Genomic DNA, 15314 nt, shown 5'->3' with positions numbered 1-15314 from the left:
CTATTGCCCGCAAATATTCTGTAGCCGGACCCAATCGCGGTCGGGCAGTACCTGTTCCAAAGTACGACCCGCCATCGGATCGGCTTCTATCAATCCAAGCACGGACTCGCCTGTGATATCAAGCGCATAGGCGTATGGGGTCGAGGGCAGTGCGGTCTGTGCAAAAACCGCGAGCAGCACGTCATCGCTTAGCTGCGGCTGTGGACCGGATAGAACCTGCTCAGTGTAGGTGTCCACGATCTCGGGCGTCAATTCGCCGGTGGTCAGCAACCGAAATGCGGCACTCGGGCCTGTACGGTCCAACAGATCGTCCAGCGGTTCCTGCTGAGTTGCCCGCGCGCGCGCGGCTATGATGTATCCGGCGGCAACGGCTGGGTCTTCGTGATCTTCGACCAGTGCCCGGTTTAGCAGTACGGTTCCACCCGGCAGGCTCCGGCTGTCAGGCAGACCTGCTGGAAGGATCACGATTTGGCGGACACCGGTGCGGCGCGCCAGCTGATCCAGCGACGCTTGCGCATCAGGCGAAGAGCAAGCCTTGCCTGACACCCTTTCGATCCGCTGCAGGATTGCATCGCCGATTTCTTGTTGCTTGACCTCTGGCACTACCGAAACAACATGGCGCTGCAGTGCTCTGGGTAGCCAAAACAAAAGCACTGCCAAGACCGCCAGAACAACCCCTGCAACGCTGAGCCAACGCAGCCGTCCGGGATGTGGTCTGGCACGGTCGATGGCGCGCTGCAGCCGGTCAATTGCTTCGATCATTGTGGTTTCAGATTCTGCAAGCTCCAGTGTTTCGCCGGGATCGCCGTCGGGATTGAATATTGCAGGGTAGGTTCCGGGGTTTTGTCGCTCTAGCGCCGCCAGCGACCAATGGGTCAGCGCGCTGTCATTGAAGTCAGAAATCGTCAGAGTGGCTTCACCAATCGATACGACTACTTCGCGCCGTTGCTCATCGGGCGAGGGACGCCACAGACCGGTGGCTTCGATCCGCTGGTACTGTTTGAGTGCGGTCATCGGGTAATGCTGCTCGAATATTATTTTGCGCCAAGCTTAGCATGGCGAAAACCAGCGGCGCAAACCTGTTGCGCAGTGTTTGTGAAATGTGCTGAGTGTGCCGGGTAAGTTTCGGCCAGAACGGGCTGATTAAGGGCAGAGGCGCGGATGCAGTCACAACAACAAACCCATTCAATCATGGCGTCGTTGCTGATGGTTGCGGCCATGTCCATTATCGGCGTGATCGACAATTTCGTGATCCGCGTGGCCGAGAGCGTGGGGCTTTGGCAGTTTCACCTAAGTCGCGCCTTACTGATGCTGCCGCTGATCGCGGTGTTGTCGATGTTGGGTTTGGGCACCTTGAGGCCCCGGCGGATTGGTGTCGTCGCGGTGCGCAGCGTGTTGATCACGCTGGCGATGCTCTTCTATTTCAGCGCGCTGGCATTGATGCCCATCGCTCAGGCGCTTGCCGGGTTATTCACATCGCCGATATTCGTGCTGTTGATTTCGGCCCTTTTGTTGAAACAGCGCATAGGTCCCTGGCGGATCGTGGCTGTTTTATTGGGGTTTTCGGGAATTCTGTGCGTATTGCAACCGGACCCGACATCGTTTGATGTAAAGACGCTGCTGCCAGTCGCTGGTGGCTTCTTTTACGCACTCAGCGCTGTTGTAACGCGCACCCACTGTTCCGATGAAAGCACTGTTGCGCTGCTGGCGGCGATGGTAGTCACACTGGGGCTTGCGGGGGCGATCGGACTGATCTGGCTTGCCCTGTTTCCGGTTGGCGTGCCAGTCGGGCCGGATGGCTTCGCGATGCGCGGTTGGGTTTGGCCGATGCAAGAGGCGTTGCCTTGGGTTGTGGTTCAGGCCGTGGGCTCAACAATTGCCGTTTTTATGCTGATCAAAGCCTATCAACTGGGTGAGCCATCATATGTCGCAGTCTTTGAATACTCGGTCATGATATTTGGCCCGCTCTTTGCCTGGGTGGCGTTTGGGCAGTCCGTCGGGCAGATGCAAATCATCGGCATTGGCATGATCGCCTCTGCCGGAGTGCTGCTTGGGTGGCGGGAGCGGCGGTTATCCTCACTACAGCATGCGGCGCAGTAAGAACGGAATAGAATCGGCTTGTATCCCTCTTAGCATCGTTTCGAAATGCATATCAAAGCTCGCTCGGAATACTGATTTGTTTATTCAAAACCAGTAAATTGCGGCGAAACTGACCTAATTTGGCCTCAAATGTGGCAAAACTAAGTCCAATTGAGGCACAACTCTAAGACCTTCTGAGTTGTGTGAAGGTGCCAACAGGGGGACGGCACGTGTTAGAGTTAGTGAGTGTTTCGGGGTATTCGAAACGTGAAGTTAAAGGCCGACAGGCCTTTGTGAGACAGGCCGCATCAGCGCGTCGTGGGGGATTGCTGCACGGAACCAAAGTGTCCACAACAGGGGGCTGGAAACGGGTCGAAAGACTAGTTGCAGGCGATCTGGTGCGGACCCGGGACCATGGGTTCAAAGAACTGAGGCGCGTTTGCGTCGACCGGATCGTGGTGCCGGGAGACGAACGCAGGCCCGAGCATCTGCCGATCCTTGTGCCATCCCGAGCAGCTTATAATGGGCGCCCAGTCTGGCTGATGCCGGAACAGGGTATGGCATTGGATCAAGGCAAGCTTGGCGTTGGAATCGAGGGGATTTCGATTATTCCAGCTCGAACGCTCAGCGGGGTGGGGCGTATTGAGTCCAGCACGCCTGCGCAGTCATTCGATGTCACGTCATTATTCTTTGACGAGGATGAGCTGGTTTTTATCGAGGGCGGATTTCAGGCTTATTGCCCGTCCGGTCGCATGAATACCGGGTCAAGTCGAAACCCTGAGGCCTATGAAGTCGCGGATGCTGAACACGCCGATCTTCTGATCGAGGCCGTGACCGGCAAAGGGAACCTTTCGGCTTTAACCAATCCGTTGGCTGCGTTACCTGCACCCATTCCGCAAGAGCCAATTTTCCCGATCCGACCGGCATTGGGCGTACGTCGACCCGGGCGACCGGGGCGGCCCAATATGCCTGCGCTGTTCCTGCGGCCTGAATGGCAGCTGCAATAGTAGGTGTTTGAGTATGAAGCAGGCGCATGGGCTCATGCGCCTGCTGTCTTTGTTCAGGCGGCCTGTGCTTCGGGGTTGAAGCGGCCATAGAAGCTCTGACCTTTTTCCGCCATCTCGCGTAGCAGCGGCGGGCAGGTAAAGCGCTCACCATAGGCTTCGGTAAGTTGATCGCAGCGTTCGGCGGCGTAGGGCGTACCAATGATGTCCAACCAGCTGAGCGGGCCACCGGACCACGGCGCAAAGCCCCAGCCAAGTATCGCACCCACGTCGCCCTCGCGGATATCTTCCAGAACACCTTCTTCCAGCGCACGGACGGCTTCCAGAACCTGCGCGAACATCAGACGTTCCTGCACTTCGATCAGGTCGGGCTGGTTTGCGGCATGTGGGTATTTGTCCTGCAGGCCCTTCCAATACTCGACGCGTTTGCCCTTGTCGTCATAGTCGAAGAATCCTGCATTGGCCTTGCGACCCAGACGACCTTGTTCTTCCATCCAAAAGATCAGATCATCGCCCGGATTTTCCGGGTAAGCGTTGCCCATAGCTGCCTTAGTAGCGCGGGCGATCTTGGCCCCCAGGTCAATCGAGGTTTCGTCGTTCAGCTGAATGGGTCCTACGGGGAAGCCCAACTGACGAGCCGCATTGTCGATCAGAACAGGGCTGACGCCTTCGGTGATCATCCGCAGACCTTCGTTGATGTACGGAATAATGCAGCGGTTGGCGTAGAAGAAGCGCGCGTCATTGACCACGATCGGTGTCTTGCGGATTTGGCGCACATAGTCCAGCGCCTTGGCGACAGCACGATCACCGGTTTCCTTGCCTTTGATGATTTCGACCAGGAACATCTTCTCGACCGGTGAGAAGAAGTGGATGCCAATGAATTGCTCGGGCCGTATGCTGGCCCTGGCCAGATCTGTGATCGGTAGGGTCGAGGTGTTCGACGCAAAGATGCAATCCTCGGGGATGATCGCCTCGACTTTCTTGGTCATTTCAGCCTTGACGCCGGGGTCTTCGAACACGGCTTCGATGATCAGGTCGCAGCCTTTCAGGTGCTCCAGATCGGGCGTGGCGGTGATACGGGCCAACAGGGCTTCTTTCTTCTCAGCCGTCGCTTTGCCGCGCTTGATCCCTTTATCCATGTAGCTTTCGCTATAGGCTTTGCCCTTGTCGGCGGCCTCTTGATCGCGGTCGATCAGAACGACCTCCATCCCGGCCTGTGCCGAGACTAGCGCGATACCAGCCCCCATCATGCCGGCACCCAGAACGCCGATCTTCTTGACCCGCTGATCGGGTACATCCTTGGGTCGCACTGCGCCTTTCTCCAGCGCCTCCTTGTTCAGAAACAGCGACCGGATCATCGCTGACGAAGACGGGTTCATGAGCACGTTGGTGAACCAGCGCGCCTCAATCTTCAAGGCGGTGTCAAAGTCAACCAATGCGCCTTCATAGATCGAACTCAGCAGAGCCTTGGCCGCCGGGAAGGCACCTTGGGTCTTGCCGTTCACCATGGCGCTTGCGCCCACGAAGGTCATGAAACCGGCGGGGTGGTAGGGAGCGCCGCCGGGCATCTTGTAGCCCTTGGCATCCCACGGCTTTACCAGATCGGCTTCCTTGGCGTTCAGTACCCATTCCTTGGCTGACGCAACCGGATCATCCGCCACCGCGTCGATCAATTGCGCGCCTTTGGCCTTCTTCGGGTCCATCATCTTGCCTTCAAGCAAGACGGGTGCCGCCGCCATTGCGCCGACCATACGGCTGTAGCGCATGGTGCCGCCTCCACCGGGGAAGATACCCAGCAGAATCTCAGGCAGGCCGATCTTGGATTTCGGATTGCTGGTCATCACACGGTGATGACAGGCCAATGCGATCTCGGTCCCGATCCCTGCGCAGGTGCCGTTGATGGCACAGGCGACCGGCTTGCCGCCTTTTTTGGACTTGGGGTCCATGCCTGCCAGTTCCAGCCGACGCAGGATGTTGTGGCCACTCATGACGAAATCGAACAGTGCCTGCGCGGGTTCGTCGCCGGCCTCCTGTCGGATCGTGGCGAGCGTGCTCAAGTCCATGCCGCCTGCAAACGACCCTTCTTTTCCACTGGTGATAACGATGCCCTTGATCTCATCATCCGCCAGCGCCTGATCGATCAGATCACCGACCAGAGTGAAGGCCTCGCGCGACAGGACGTTCATGGATTTGCCGGGAACGTCCCAGGTGATGAAGGCGACGCCATCGGCGTCTTTGCTGAGGGTGAAATCAGTCATTGTCATCTCCAATCTGGTCAGCCGTCAGCGGGCTGCCATCCTTGCGAGTGAAAGAGAATCCGTTCTCATCATCTTTCACCATCATATCTAAATCGCTGTAATAGCCGGTCTCTGTCGGGGTCCGGGTGCCCACCACCAGAAAGGTTGCGGGCGCGTCGGTTTTGTTCACAAGGTGATGGCCATTGGCCTCACCTGCAGGCCAAGCAGCGCAGTCACCGGGCAGCATCTCATGCTCGCCATCATCATCGATCAACACGCATTTGCCGCTGAGCATGATGGCAAACTCGTCCTGCTCCATGTGGTAATGGCGCAGCGAGGATAGCCCTGCGGGCTCCAGCCGTACGATGTTGACTCCGTATTGGGTCAGCCCGCCTGCATCTCCGACGCGTTGGACAAAACGACCGGCCGTCGCTTCTGCCAGTATGCCGGGGTAGGAGGAGCCGCCTTTGAACGGTATCTGAGAAAGATCCAGCTTAGGCATCAGACGCGCTCGATAATTGTTGCCGCACCCATACCGGATGCGATGCAGAGTGTAGCCAGACCAGTTTCTTTATCCTGACGCTCAAGCTCATCCAGCAGCGTGCCAATGATCATCGCGCCGGTCGCGCCCAAGGGGTGACCCATCGCGATTGAGCCGCCGTTCACGTTCACCAGAGTCGGGTCCACATCGAACGCCTGCTGGAAGCGCAGTACGACCGAGGCGAAGGCTTCGTTCACTTCGAAAAGATCCAGATCGCCGATTTTCATTCCGTTGTCGGCCAGAATTTTCTCGGTTACCGGAACCGGACCGGTCAGCATGATGGTTGGGTCGGTGCCAATCTTGGCCGTTGCCTTGATGCGCGCGCGCGGCTTCAGGCCGTATTTATCGCCGAACTCCTTATTGCCGATCAGCACAGCCGCCGCACCGTCGACGATGCCCGAGCTGTTGCCCGCGTGGTGGATGTGGTTGATCCGCTCAAGATGCGGGTATTTGATCATCGCAACCTTGTCGAAGCCCGGCATTTGTTCACCCATCATGGCAAAGGACGGGTTCAGCGCGCCGAGGCTCTGCATATCTGTTCCGGGGCGCATATATTCGTCGCGGTCCAGAATGGTCAGGCCGTTTTGATCTTTGATTGTGATGACCGATTTCTCGAACCGGTTGTCCTCCCACGCCGCTGCAGCGCGTTTCTGAGATTCAACGGCCAGCGCATCCGCGTCATCGCGGCTGAAACCATATTCGGTCGCGATAATATCTGCCGAGATACCCTGCGGCACAAAATAGGTTTCCATCGCCAAAGACGGGTCAACGGCAATCGCCGCACCGTCGCTACCCATGGCCACGCGGCCCATCATCTCGACACCGCCAGCGATATAGGCTTCTCCAGCGCCGCCTTTGACCTGGTTTGCAGCCAAGTTCACGGCTTCCATGCCCGAGGCGCAGAAACGGTTGATCGCCAGACCGGGGATCGATTCATCTAGATCCGAAGCCAGAACTGCCGAGCGCGCCAGACAGCCGCCTTGCTCCATCACCTGCGTGACGTTGCCCCAGATCACATCCTCGACGGCGTGGCCTTCCAGATTATTGCGCTCTTTCATTGCGTTCAGGGTCAGGGCGGACAGGCGCACCGAGGTTACCTCGTGCAGGCTGCCATCCTTGCGGCCCTTGCCGCGCGGAGTGCGCAGGGCGTCATAGATATAGGCTTCGGTCATGGGGTCTTCTCCTTAAGCTCGATCCGACGGGTTGCCGGGCATCAGGTCGTAGGGGTGTTTCCAACCGGGCTGTTCGCTAAGGCGCGTCAGCCAGGCATCGATGTTGGGCCAGTCGGCGCGATCAAAGCCAAATGGTTCGGGATAATAGAGGTAGCCGCAGCAGCTGATATCAGCATTGGTCACGCCGTCACCAACGATCCAGTCGCGGCCTTCAAGATGGGCGTTCAGTGTCTGATAAGCAGCCTTGAGGCGACCCTGATTGAACGCGATCACATCCAGGTTGCGGTGCTTTTCGGGCAGGAAGTTAATCAGGAAACGGGTCAGCCCAGCCATTGAGCTAAGCTTGTGATTGTCCCACAGAACCCATCTGAAAATCTCATAGTTCTCATCCCGATCCTTGCCGCCGAATTTGCCGGACTTCTCGGTGACATAGGCCTGAATTGCGCCAGACTGACTGGTGCGAAAATCGCCATCGACCAGTACGGGTGCTTCGCCCATTTCGTTCACTTCGGCCCGGAATTCAGGGGTGCGCGTTGCGCCGTTGAAAAAGTCGACAAAGACCGTCTCCCACTCCAGACCCGACATCTCAAGCGCCAGAGCGGCTTTGTAGCTGTTTCCGCTTTCACCGAAGCAATGCAGTTTGATGGTCATTTGGGCGCCCCTCCCAAGGCGTATTGCGCGTTCAGCGCTTTCTTGCGTCCAGCTCGGAGTTGAAGATGCGCAATCTGTGCGTCAGGTTCTCGTGATCAATCACGCTATTGAAATTCTCGAACAGGAACGACAAAGCCTCACCTTCATCCAATCCCGCCTCTCGCGCGAATCCGCGGAGTTTGCGATAGCCATCCTCGGTCATGGCGACGGGAAAGCGGCGGGTCAGGCGAAAGCGTTTTGGCATCTTGTCTCCTCCAAGGGTGGGTTCGGGCTACGACGCCCGAGCCCACACTGAGATCAGAAGTTCGCTGCGTCCAGCGCCATTACCGTGTCCGCTCCGGTTTGGATGCGCGCCAAATGCATGGCTGTCGCGGGCAGGCGACGGGCCATGTAGAAGCGACCGGTATTGATCTTGGTCTCGTAGAACTCTTTGTCCGAGGCGCCACCATCCAGCGCTTCGCGAGCGGCTTTCGCCATCTGAGCCCACATCATGCCCAGGCAAACATGACCAAACATGTGCATGAAGTCATACGAACCGGACAGCGCGTTGTTAGGGTTCTTTATGCCTTCCTGCATGAAATACATGCCAGCAGCCTGCAGGTCCTTGGACGCGGCCTTCAGCGGTTCGATGAACGCTTTGTCATAAGCTTCATCCTTGCCGGCATTTTCCTTGCAGAAGGTTTTAACCATCTCAAAGAACGCCATGACATGCTTGCCGCCATCCTGCGCCAGCTTCCGGCCAACAAGATCCAACGCCTGAACGCCGTTTGCCCCTTCGTAGATCATCGCGATGCGGGCGTCGCGGGTGTATTGCGACATGCCCCATTCTTCGATGTAGCCATGGCCGCCATAGACCTGCTGCGCCTGAACGGTCATGTCGTAGCCTTCATCCGTCAGGAAGCCCTTGATGACCGGCGTCAGCAGCGAGATCAGCCCGTCCGCATCCTTGTCACCCGAGCGGTGCGCCTTGTCGATCATGGTTGCGCCCCACAGGATGAATGCGCGTGCGCCCTCGGTGAAGCTTTTCTGATCCATCAGGTTGCGGCGAATGTCGGGGTGTACGATCAGCGGATCGGCGGGGCCGTCCGGGTTCTTCACACCTGTTACGTCGCGGCCCTGCAGGCGGTCTTTGGCGTATTCGACGGCGTTTTGATACGCTGCCTCGGCCTGAGACAGTCCTTGCATGCCCACACCCAGACGCGCTTCGTTCATCATCGTGAACATGGCGCGCATGCCTTTGTGTTCGTCGCCCAGCAGCCAGCCGGTGGCCTCGTCATAGTTCATGACGCAGGTCGAATTGCCGTGGATGCCCATCTTTTCCTCGATCTTGCCGACCGAAACACCATTACGCTCGCCAGGAGTACCGTCTTCGTTCACGATAAACTTCGGGACAATAAACAGCGACACACCTTTGATGCCCTCGGGTCCGCCTGGAATTTTGGCCAGCACCAGGTGAATGATGTTGTCGGCCATGTCGTGATCGCCCGCCGAGATAAAGATTTTCTGACCGGAAATCTTGTAGCTACCGTCGCCCTGAGGTTCCGCCTTGGTGCGCATCAGGCCCAGATCGGTACCGCAATGCGGTTCGGTCAGGTTCATGGTGCCGGTCCATTCGCAGCTGACCATGTTGGGCAGGTACGTGTTCTTTTGCTCATCCGAACCATGCGCGAGGATTGCCGAGGCTGCGCCGTGGGTCAGGCCCTGATACATCACAAACGCCTGGTTCGCGCCCGAGAACATTTCGCCTACCGCAGTACCCATCACATAAGGCATGTTCTGGCCGCCATACTCTTCCGGCATGTCGAGGCCAGTCCAGCCGCCTTCTTTCATCTGCTCGAAGGCATCTTTGAAACCTGTTGGGGTGTACACAATCCCGTTTTCCAACCGGCACCCTTCGATGTCCCCAACCACGTTCAGCGGGTGCAACACATTGGTGGCAACTTTGCCCGCTTCTTCCAGAACCGCGCCGGTAAACTCGGCCTCCAGTTCATCATAGCCGGGGATATCCGACTGCGAGACTTTCAGAACATCGTGCAGGATGAACTGCGTATCTTTGGTTGGCGCGTTATAGACGGGCATGTGAAGCTCCCTTAATTCATATGTCCGAAAGGCCGGGCTTATTCGGCGGCCTTCTTTTCCTGTTTCATCGAGGCGATAACCTTTTCGCCCCAGCGCAACTGCTCTTTCAGTTCGTCAATGGCCTGCGTCAGCTCTTCGCGGCGCGATTCCATGTCAGCAAGGCGTTCGCACGCGATTTCATAAGTGCGGGACATCTGGGTCAGCTGCTGGTCACCCACGTGGTACAGGTCCAGAAGCTGGCGGATCTCTTCGAGGCTGAAGCCAAAGCGCTTGCCGCGCAGGATCAGTTTCAGGCGTGCACGATCCCGTTTGGTGAACAAGCGCTTTTGGCCCTCGCGGATCGGAAACAAAAGCTCTTTGGCCTCGTAGAACCGCAATGTGCGGGGCGTGACATCATAGGTCTCGCACATTTCGCGGATGGTCAGCAGATCTTCGGTCATGGTTCAAACTCTCATCACTGGCGTCATGCAATCTGAGTTGCGCAGTCGATGAGCGTTTTACAACACACAAGTGACGTTTACGTAATGCGGACGCTGCGTCACAAAATAGTTGACGTAACATCCAGTCGCGTAAGCAGGGGTTTCGGCAATTTTCTTGCCGTAGGGGAAGGGGCTATTTCAGCAGGCCGACGGTCTGATCGCGCAATTGCTGAAGCGCATCCATTGCTTCATCCAACTGCGCGCGCTGCTGGCGCAGCTCTTCCATTTGACGATCGGCCATCTCGATAAAGGTCGCCATCTGCGCCTGATTGCCCTGATCTTCGTAGATCAGCAGCCACTGGCGAATCTCTTCCAATGGAAATCCAAACTTTCGACCACGCATGATCAGTTTCATCCGGGCGCATTCACGAGGCCCGTAAAACCGCGATCTGCCTTCACGATCAGGCTGCAGCAATTCGATGTATTCGTAATAGCGCAGGGTGCGTGGGGTCACGTCGAACTCGGCGCACATTTCTTTGAATGACAAACGGGTGTCGGACATTCCGGGTCTCCTTGGCAGCAACCTAGGGCGTCGTTGCGGCAAGCGCAACAGGTGGGCTTGCCCTTGGTGTAAACGCAGGCCCATAAAGGGGCAGGTACAAGGACAGGACCCAACCCCATGGTCGATAAGACAGTTTTAGCGCGCCAGTTCATCGAGGCGATTCCGCACGCCAAGGCCTTGGGGCTTGATCTGACCCACATCGGAGAGGGTGAGGCTGAAATCTCGATGCCCTATAACGAGCAACTGATCGGCGACCCTCGGACTGGCGTGATCCATGGCGGGGCTGTGTCGGCCATGCTGGATACCTGTTGCGGTGCCGCAGTGATGAGCCACCCCTCGGCCCCGGGAGGAACCGCCACCATCGATCTGCGTATTGATTACATGCGGGCCGCAACGCCGGGTCAAAGTATCCGGACCCGCGCGACCTGCTATCACATCACGCGCAACGTGGCTTTTGTGCGGGCGACGGCGACGGATGATGACAGCGACCGTCCCGTTGCCACCGCTTCAGGTGCCTTCACCGTGGAGGGTCGCTAAGATGGCAAGACCTCGCCCCGAACCCATGCAGGTGGTCAAGCAACGCCGTGATGCCGCTCTGACCGCGCTGGTCGAAGGTGTGCCGTATGTACAGTTCCTCAATATAACATTCGACCGGCGGGGGGACGAACTGACAGGCGTTCTGAATTTCGATGAGAAGTTGATCGGTAATCCTTTTCTGCCCGCTATCCACGGTGGGGTGACAGCGGCGTTTCTGGAAGTCACTGCCGTAATCACGCTGAGTTGGGAACATATGTTTCCCAGGATTGAAAGCGGTGAGATCGGTGCGGAAGACATCTTGACTGACGTGAATATCCGCTTTCCCAAAACCATCGACTTCACGGTCGACTACCTGCGGTCGGGCCTGCCGCGAGACGCCTATGCGCGCGCTTTCATCAACCGCTCGGGTCGACGTTATGCCTCTGTCCGGGTCGAAGCCTGGCAAGACAATCACGCCAAACTCTTTGCGCAAGGTACGGGGCACTTCCTGATGCCGCAATCTCCGACATCGAAAGACTAAAGATGGAGGACGCCTCAGCGCCCATTACCCATAGGCGCGTCCTGAAAATCGCGTTGCCGATCGTGCTGTCGAACGCGACCGTACCGATCCTCGGGGCAGTGGATACCGGCGTTGTCGGTCAGATGGGGCAGGCCGCCCCCATCGGGGCTGTGGGTATGGGTGCGGTGATCCTGTCGGCGATCTACTGGATATTCGGCTTTCTGCGGATGGGCACCACCGGGCTGGCGGCACAGGCGCGCGGTGCAGGTGACACTGCAGAAACCGGAGCGTTGCTCATGCGAGGCTTGCTGCTGGGCGGAACAGCAGGATTGGTCTTCATTGCCGCGCAGGTTTGGGTATTCCTTGGAGCTTTTGCACTGTCGCCCGCCAGCGCCGAAGTCGAGTCTCTGACGCGCGCCTATCTGGAGATTCGCATCTGGGGCGCTCCGGCCACGATTGCCCTTTACGCGGTGACAGGCTGGCTGATCGCAGTCGAACGCACGCGCGGCGTGTTCATCCTGCAGATTTGGATGAACGGGCTGAATATTGTGCTCGACCTGTGGTTTGTGCTTGGCTTTGGCTGGGGTGTCGAAGGCGTTGCAATTGCGACACTGATCGCCGAGTGGACGGGGCTTGCGTTGGGCTTGTGGCTCTGTGGTGATGCGTTTGGTGGAAATCAATGGCGGGATTGGCCGCGTATCTTTGATGCCGCCCGGCTGCGCCGGATGATGCAGGTGAATGGCGATATCATGGTGCGCTCGGTTCTATTGACCGGGGCATTCACCACGTTTTTGTTTGTCGGTTCCGACCTGGGCGACGTGAATTTGGCGGCCAATCAGGTGCTGTTGCAGTTTCTCGAAATCACTGCCTTTGCTTTGGACGGCTTTGCCTTTTCGGCTGAAGCGCTTGTCGGTGGAGCCGTCGGCGCGCGCGACCGCCGCAAGGTCCGGCGCGCATCAGTCATGGCCTCGCAATGGGGCGTTGGCGGAGCCATCGGGCTAGGGCTGGTGTTTTATCTGGCAGGGCCGGCGCTGATCGATCTGATGTCAACATCGCCCGAGGTTCGGGCGACGGCACGCGAATATCTGATCTGGGCCGCTCTGGCACCGGTCATCGGAGTGGCAAGCTGGATGTTCGACGGCATCTATATCGGGGCCACCTGGACCCGCGATATGCGCAACGCGATGATCCAGTCGGTCGCGCTATATGTGGTGGCGTTGTTCGTGCTGGTGCCGATGATGGGCAATCATGGGCTTTGGGCCGCGCTGATGGTCTTGAACATCGCGCGGGGCCTTACGCTTGGTTGGCGCTATCCTCGACTTGAGGCACAGATCGCTTAAAGCAAGTCCAGCAGGTTTTCTGGCGGGCGTCCGATGGCGGCTTTGTCGCCCGCGATGGCCAGCGGACGCTCGATCAGGATCGGGTGGTTGGCCATGGCCTGAATAAGCTCCTCATCGGGCGTGGTTTTGGTCAAACCCAGCTCTTTGAACGTCTTCTCTCCGGTGCGCATCATGCTGATCGCCGGGATATTCAGCTTGGCCAGAACCGTCCGGATTTCATCAGCCGAGGGCGCGTCTTCAAGATATTTGCGCACCTCAGGCTGTGCACCGTTTTCCCGCAGCAATGCCAACCCCGAGCGGGACTTGGAGCAGCGCGGGTTGTGCCAATATTCGATCATAGCCAGTCCTCTCGTTTGCTGCCCACGGCCTGCGCGACCGAATCGAAGCCGTCGCGTGCCAGTAGGGTGTCCAACCCCTGCGCGATTTCAGCGGCCAGAGAAATCCCTCCATAGACCATCGCCGTGTAGAACTGCACTGCGGACGCTCCGGCGCAGATCTTGGCATAGGCCTGTTCTGCCGTGCTGATGCCGCCGACCCCGATCAGCGGGATATCTGCGCCCGTCAACTGGCTGAGCTGCGCCAGCACCCGCGTCGATTTCTCGAATAACGGCGCGCCGGACAGGCCTCCGGCCTGATCCTTGTGCGCACTGCGCAGGCCATCGCGCGACAGCGTGGTGTTGGTGGCGATCACCGCGTCCACGCCGGTTTCACGGGCGACAGCGGCGATATCCTGCAATTCGTGCTCAGTTAGATCCGGGGCGATCTTCAGGAAGATCGGGATCGGGCGGGGCAGGGCGTTTCGGGTTTCGATCACACCGCTCAGCAACGCGCTCAGCGCCGCTTTGCCCTGCAGGTCCCGCAGCTTTTCGGTATTAGGAGAGGACACGTTGACGGTGGCAAAGTCCAAATGCGCAGCGCAATGGGCAAGCACTTTTGCGAAGTCTCCGGGGCGATCATCACTGTCTTTGTTGGCCCCAAGGTTCAACCCGATCACCGCGTCCTTTGGACGCCGCGCCAGACGCGCGGCCATGACCTCCATTCCCTCGTTGTTGAAGCCAAAGCGGTTGATGGCGGCGCGATCTTCGGTCAGGCGGAACAAGCGCGGTTTAGGATTGCCGGGCTGCGGACGGGGTGTCACCGCCCCGACTTCGATAAACCCGAACCCGGCACGCGAAAGCGGCAACAGTGATTCACCATTTTTGTCAAACCCTGCGGCCAGTCCGACGGGGTTGGGCAAATCCAGACCCGCGACTCGGGTCTTCAGCCGGTCCGATGTGACCGCCCCAGGCGTCGGTGCAAGTCCCGAGGTCAGGGCCTTGATCGAAAGCCCATGCGCGGTTTCCGGGTCAAGACGGTGCAGCGCAGCGAGCCCAAGTTTTTCGGTCAGTTTCATCCGAAGGAATCTCCACCCTCTGTCGGTGCACAACGTATCAGGCGCGAGGTTTCAACGGCGGCCTGTCGGTGTATCACCGCGGCGCGATAGGCAGGGTCGGTCACCATCTCAAGAAATGCGTGGGCGGTGGGGTAGCGGGCGATGAATACAGCATCCCAAGCCTCATCCTGTGGACCGATCAGCATTGTCTGAAATGCGCCGCGCCAAAGGATCGACGCTCCTATGCGGGCGACGATAGGCGCGGTTTCAGACCCGTAGTTGCCATAGGCCTGTGCGCCGGTCAGATGTGCGCCGGCCAGTGCGTGATCGGACGGATACTGAGCTGTTTCGCGAAACTTCACCAGATTGAGCATCTCGATAGGATGGTCTCGATCGAGGGCCTTAAACGCCTCGAACTGTTCGCGTTCGGGATCGATGAAGCGTGTCATTCCATCTCCTGCGGGAACTGGTGCGCCCGACCGTCAAAGGGCAGTTCGCGTGACCAGACCACATCCGACATTTTAATCTGGCGGTAGAGATGGGGGAACAATGCGCCACCACGCGAGACCTCCCATTTCAGATCATCGCCCATTGCTTGGCTATCACAGGCCAAGAGGGTCAGGCCCTCGACCCCGGCAAAGTGCTTGGCAGCGGTTTCAGCGGCCTGTTCTGCGGTTGAGAAATGAACATATCCATCCGACACATCAATCGGTGCACCATCCGAAGCCCCTTGCGCCTGCAGGATCGCCCATTCGTCGGCGCGGAAAATCTTGTAAATCAGCATGAAGCCCTGATGCCCCGCGCGACGGGTAGAATCAAGCC

At 58.3% G+C, this 15314-nt stretch carries 18 protein-coding genes; 5 read left to right on the top strand and 13 right to left on the bottom strand.

Going from position 1 to position 15314, the window contains the following annotated elements; genetic code table 11:
• The gene (locus tag ACR0MP_RS08935; RefSeq protein ID WP_480886408.1) at positions 1 to 1014 is read right to left on the bottom strand and encodes a hypothetical protein; all 1014 of its coding nucleotides are present in this window, start codon (positions 1012 to 1014) and stop codon (positions 1 to 3) included.
• Positions 1015 to 1161: 147 nt separating this feature from the next.
• Between ACR0MP_RS08935 and ACR0MP_RS08930 the strand changes: the two genes are divergently transcribed.
• Both ACR0MP_RS08930 and ACR0MP_RS08925 read left to right on the top strand, forming a co-directional pair.
• Complete coding sequence (locus ACR0MP_RS08930) at positions 1162 to 2100, top strand: DMT family transporter (protein ID WP_480886406.1); 939 nt, start codon at positions 1162 to 1164, stop codon at positions 2098 to 2100.
• A 209-nt stretch (positions 2101 to 2309) separates the two neighbouring features.
• Entirely contained in the window at positions 2310 to 3086 is a 777-nt protein-coding gene (locus tag ACR0MP_RS08925) for a Hint domain-containing protein (RefSeq protein ID WP_480886405.1), read from the top strand.
• Between the two features lie 53 nt (positions 3087 to 3139).
• On the opposite strand, the gene ACR0MP_RS08920 is transcribed toward ACR0MP_RS08925, so the two are convergent.
• The 8 genes from ACR0MP_RS08920 to ACR0MP_RS08885 all read right to left on the bottom strand — a co-directional run bounded on the left by ACR0MP_RS08920 (position 3140) and on the right by ACR0MP_RS08885 (position 10744).
• Positions 3140 to 5341, bottom strand: coding sequence for a 3-hydroxyacyl-CoA dehydrogenase NAD-binding domain-containing protein (locus tag ACR0MP_RS08920; RefSeq protein WP_480886403.1), 2202 nt, complete (start codon positions 5339 to 5341; stop codon positions 3140 to 3142).
• Positions 5334 to 5822: a cupin domain-containing protein gene (locus ACR0MP_RS08915; protein ID WP_170401302.1), complete on the bottom strand. Its 489-nt coding sequence runs from the start codon at positions 5820 to 5822 to the stop codon at positions 5334 to 5336. Before ACR0MP_RS08915 ends, ACR0MP_RS08920 begins: the two co-directional genes overlap by 8 nt.
• Complete coding sequence (locus ACR0MP_RS08910; protein ID WP_170401300.1) at positions 5822 to 7033, bottom strand: acetyl-CoA C-acetyltransferase; 1212 nt, start codon at positions 7031 to 7033, stop codon at positions 5822 to 5824. The genes ACR0MP_RS08915 and ACR0MP_RS08910 overlap by 1 nt, the downstream gene beginning before the upstream one ends.
• 12 nt (positions 7034 to 7045) lie before the next feature.
• Positions 7046 to 7684 carry a glutathione S-transferase family protein gene (locus ACR0MP_RS08905; RefSeq protein ID WP_480886401.1) on the bottom strand — a complete coding sequence of 213 codons (639 nt, stop codon included), beginning with the start codon at positions 7682 to 7684 and terminating at the stop codon, positions 7046 to 7048.
• Between the two features lie 31 nt (positions 7685 to 7715).
• Entirely contained in the window at positions 7716 to 7928 is a 213-nt protein-coding gene (locus tag ACR0MP_RS08900) for a hypothetical protein (protein ID WP_170391916.1), read from the bottom strand.
• A 53-nt stretch (positions 7929 to 7981) separates the two neighbouring features.
• Positions 7982 to 9763 carry an acyl-CoA dehydrogenase C-terminal domain-containing protein gene (locus ACR0MP_RS08895; protein WP_480886399.1) on the bottom strand — a complete coding sequence of 594 codons (1782 nt, stop codon included), beginning with the start codon at positions 9761 to 9763 and terminating at the stop codon, positions 7982 to 7984.
• Between the two features lie 38 nt (positions 9764 to 9801).
• Positions 9802 to 10203 (bottom strand): MerR family transcriptional regulator, encoded by a 402-nt coding sequence (locus tag ACR0MP_RS08890; RefSeq protein WP_039536426.1) that lies wholly within the window; start codon positions 10201 to 10203, stop codon positions 9802 to 9804.
• A gap of 172 nt (positions 10204 to 10375) precedes the next feature.
• Positions 10376 to 10744: a MerR family transcriptional regulator gene (locus ACR0MP_RS08885; RefSeq protein ID WP_170391912.1), complete on the bottom strand. Its 369-nt coding sequence runs from the start codon at positions 10742 to 10744 to the stop codon at positions 10376 to 10378.
• 117 nt (positions 10745 to 10861) lie between these two features.
• Here ACR0MP_RS08885 and ACR0MP_RS08880 point away from each other — a divergent pair, with 117 nt between their 5' ends.
• From ACR0MP_RS08880 to ACR0MP_RS08870, 3 genes are read left to right on the top strand one after another with little or no spacing between them, the layout of a single operon-like run.
• Positions 10862 to 11281, top strand: coding sequence for a PaaI family thioesterase (locus ACR0MP_RS08880; RefSeq protein ID WP_010438901.1), 420 nt, complete (start codon positions 10862 to 10864; stop codon positions 11279 to 11281).
• A gap of 1 nt (position 11282) precedes the next feature.
• A complete protein-coding gene (locus tag ACR0MP_RS08875) occupies positions 11283 to 11801 on the top strand; it encodes a PaaI family thioesterase (RefSeq protein ID WP_170401296.1) in 519 nt (172 codons plus the stop codon).
• A 2-nt stretch (positions 11802 to 11803) separates the two neighbouring features.
• The gene (locus ACR0MP_RS08870; RefSeq protein WP_170401294.1) at positions 11804 to 13120 is read left to right on the top strand and encodes an MATE family efflux transporter; all 1317 of its coding nucleotides are present in this window, start codon (positions 11804 to 11806) and stop codon (positions 13118 to 13120) included.
• Here ACR0MP_RS08870 and arsC read toward each other — a convergent pair.
• Genes arsC through ACR0MP_RS08850 form a run of 4 tightly spaced genes read right to left on the bottom strand, consistent with a single transcriptional unit; the run spans position 13117 to position 15276 of the window.
• Complete coding sequence (arsC, locus tag ACR0MP_RS08865) at positions 13117 to 13458, bottom strand: arsenate reductase (glutaredoxin) (protein ID WP_170401292.1); 342 nt, start codon at positions 13456 to 13458, stop codon at positions 13117 to 13119. The two genes, ACR0MP_RS08870 and arsC, sit on opposite strands and share 4 nt — an antisense overlap.
• A complete protein-coding gene (locus ACR0MP_RS08860) occupies positions 13455 to 14513 on the bottom strand; it encodes a quinone-dependent dihydroorotate dehydrogenase (RefSeq protein WP_480886397.1) in 1059 nt (352 codons plus the stop codon). Before ACR0MP_RS08860 ends, arsC begins: the two co-directional genes overlap by 4 nt.
• Complete coding sequence (locus ACR0MP_RS08855) at positions 14510 to 14941, bottom strand: DUF1330 domain-containing protein (protein ID WP_480886395.1); 432 nt, start codon at positions 14939 to 14941, stop codon at positions 14510 to 14512. Before ACR0MP_RS08855 ends, ACR0MP_RS08860 begins: the two co-directional genes overlap by 4 nt.
• Entirely contained in the window at positions 14938 to 15276 is a 339-nt protein-coding gene (locus tag ACR0MP_RS08850) for a DUF952 domain-containing protein (RefSeq protein ID WP_480886393.1), read from the bottom strand. The genes ACR0MP_RS08855 and ACR0MP_RS08850 overlap by 4 nt, the downstream gene beginning before the upstream one ends.
• Positions 15277 to 15314: the final 38 nt, after the last annotated feature.

This window comes from Ruegeria sp. K3 (assembly GCF_056531845.1).
The sequence above is the reverse complement of the archived record's forward strand: the minus strand, read 5'-3'. Positions and strand labels throughout refer to the sequence as shown.

Coding starts and splice junctions, on each gene's coding strand:
- ACR0MP_RS08935 (WP_480886408.1), bottom strand. CDS start 1,014: ATGACCGCACTCAAACAGTACCAGCGGATCGAAGCCACCGGTCTGTGG.
- ACR0MP_RS08930 (WP_480886406.1), top strand. CDS start 1,162: ATGCAGTCACAACAACAAACCCATTCAATCATGGCGTCGTTGCTGATG.
- ACR0MP_RS08920 (WP_480886403.1), bottom strand. CDS start 5,341: ATGACTGATTTCACCCTCAGCAAAGACGCCGATGGCGTCGCCTTCATC.
- ACR0MP_RS08915 (WP_170401302.1), bottom strand. CDS start 5,822: ATGCCTAAGCTGGATCTTTCTCAGATACCGTTCAAAGGCGGCTCCTCC.
- ACR0MP_RS08910 (WP_170401300.1), bottom strand. CDS start 7,033: ATGACCGAAGCCTATATCTATGACGCCCTGCGCACTCCGCGCGGCAAG.
- ACR0MP_RS08905 (WP_480886401.1), bottom strand. CDS start 7,684: ATGACCATCAAACTGCATTGCTTCGGTGAAAGCGGAAACAGCTACAAA.
- ACR0MP_RS08900 (WP_170391916.1), bottom strand. CDS start 7,928: ATGCCAAAACGCTTTCGCCTGACCCGCCGCTTTCCCGTCGCCATGACC.
- ACR0MP_RS08895 (WP_480886399.1), bottom strand. CDS start 9,763: ATGCCCGTCTATAACGCGCCAACCAAAGATACGCAGTTCATCCTGCAC.
- ACR0MP_RS08890 (WP_039536426.1), bottom strand. CDS start 10,203: ATGACCGAAGATCTGCTGACCATCCGCGAAATGTGCGAGACCTATGAT.
- ACR0MP_RS08885 (WP_170391912.1), bottom strand. CDS start 10,744: ATGTCCGACACCCGTTTGTCATTCAAAGAAATGTGCGCCGAGTTCGAC.
- ACR0MP_RS08880 (WP_010438901.1), top strand. CDS start 10,862: ATGGTCGATAAGACAGTTTTAGCGCGCCAGTTCATCGAGGCGATTCCG.
- ACR0MP_RS08875 (WP_170401296.1), top strand. CDS start 11,283: ATGGCAAGACCTCGCCCCGAACCCATGCAGGTGGTCAAGCAACGCCGT.
- ACR0MP_RS08870 (WP_170401294.1), top strand. CDS start 11,804: ATGGAGGACGCCTCAGCGCCCATTACCCATAGGCGCGTCCTGAAAATC.
- arsC (WP_170401292.1), bottom strand. CDS start 13,458: ATGATCGAATATTGGCACAACCCGCGCTGCTCCAAGTCCCGCTCGGGG.
- ACR0MP_RS08860 (WP_480886397.1), bottom strand. CDS start 14,513: ATGAAACTGACCGAAAAACTTGGGCTCGCTGCGCTGCACCGTCTTGAC.
- ACR0MP_RS08855 (WP_480886395.1), bottom strand. CDS start 14,941: ATGACACGCTTCATCGATCCCGAACGCGAACAGTTCGAGGCGTTTAAG.
- ACR0MP_RS08850 (WP_480886393.1), bottom strand. CDS start 15,276: ATGCTGATTTACAAGATTTTCCGCGCCGACGAATGGGCGATCCTGCAG.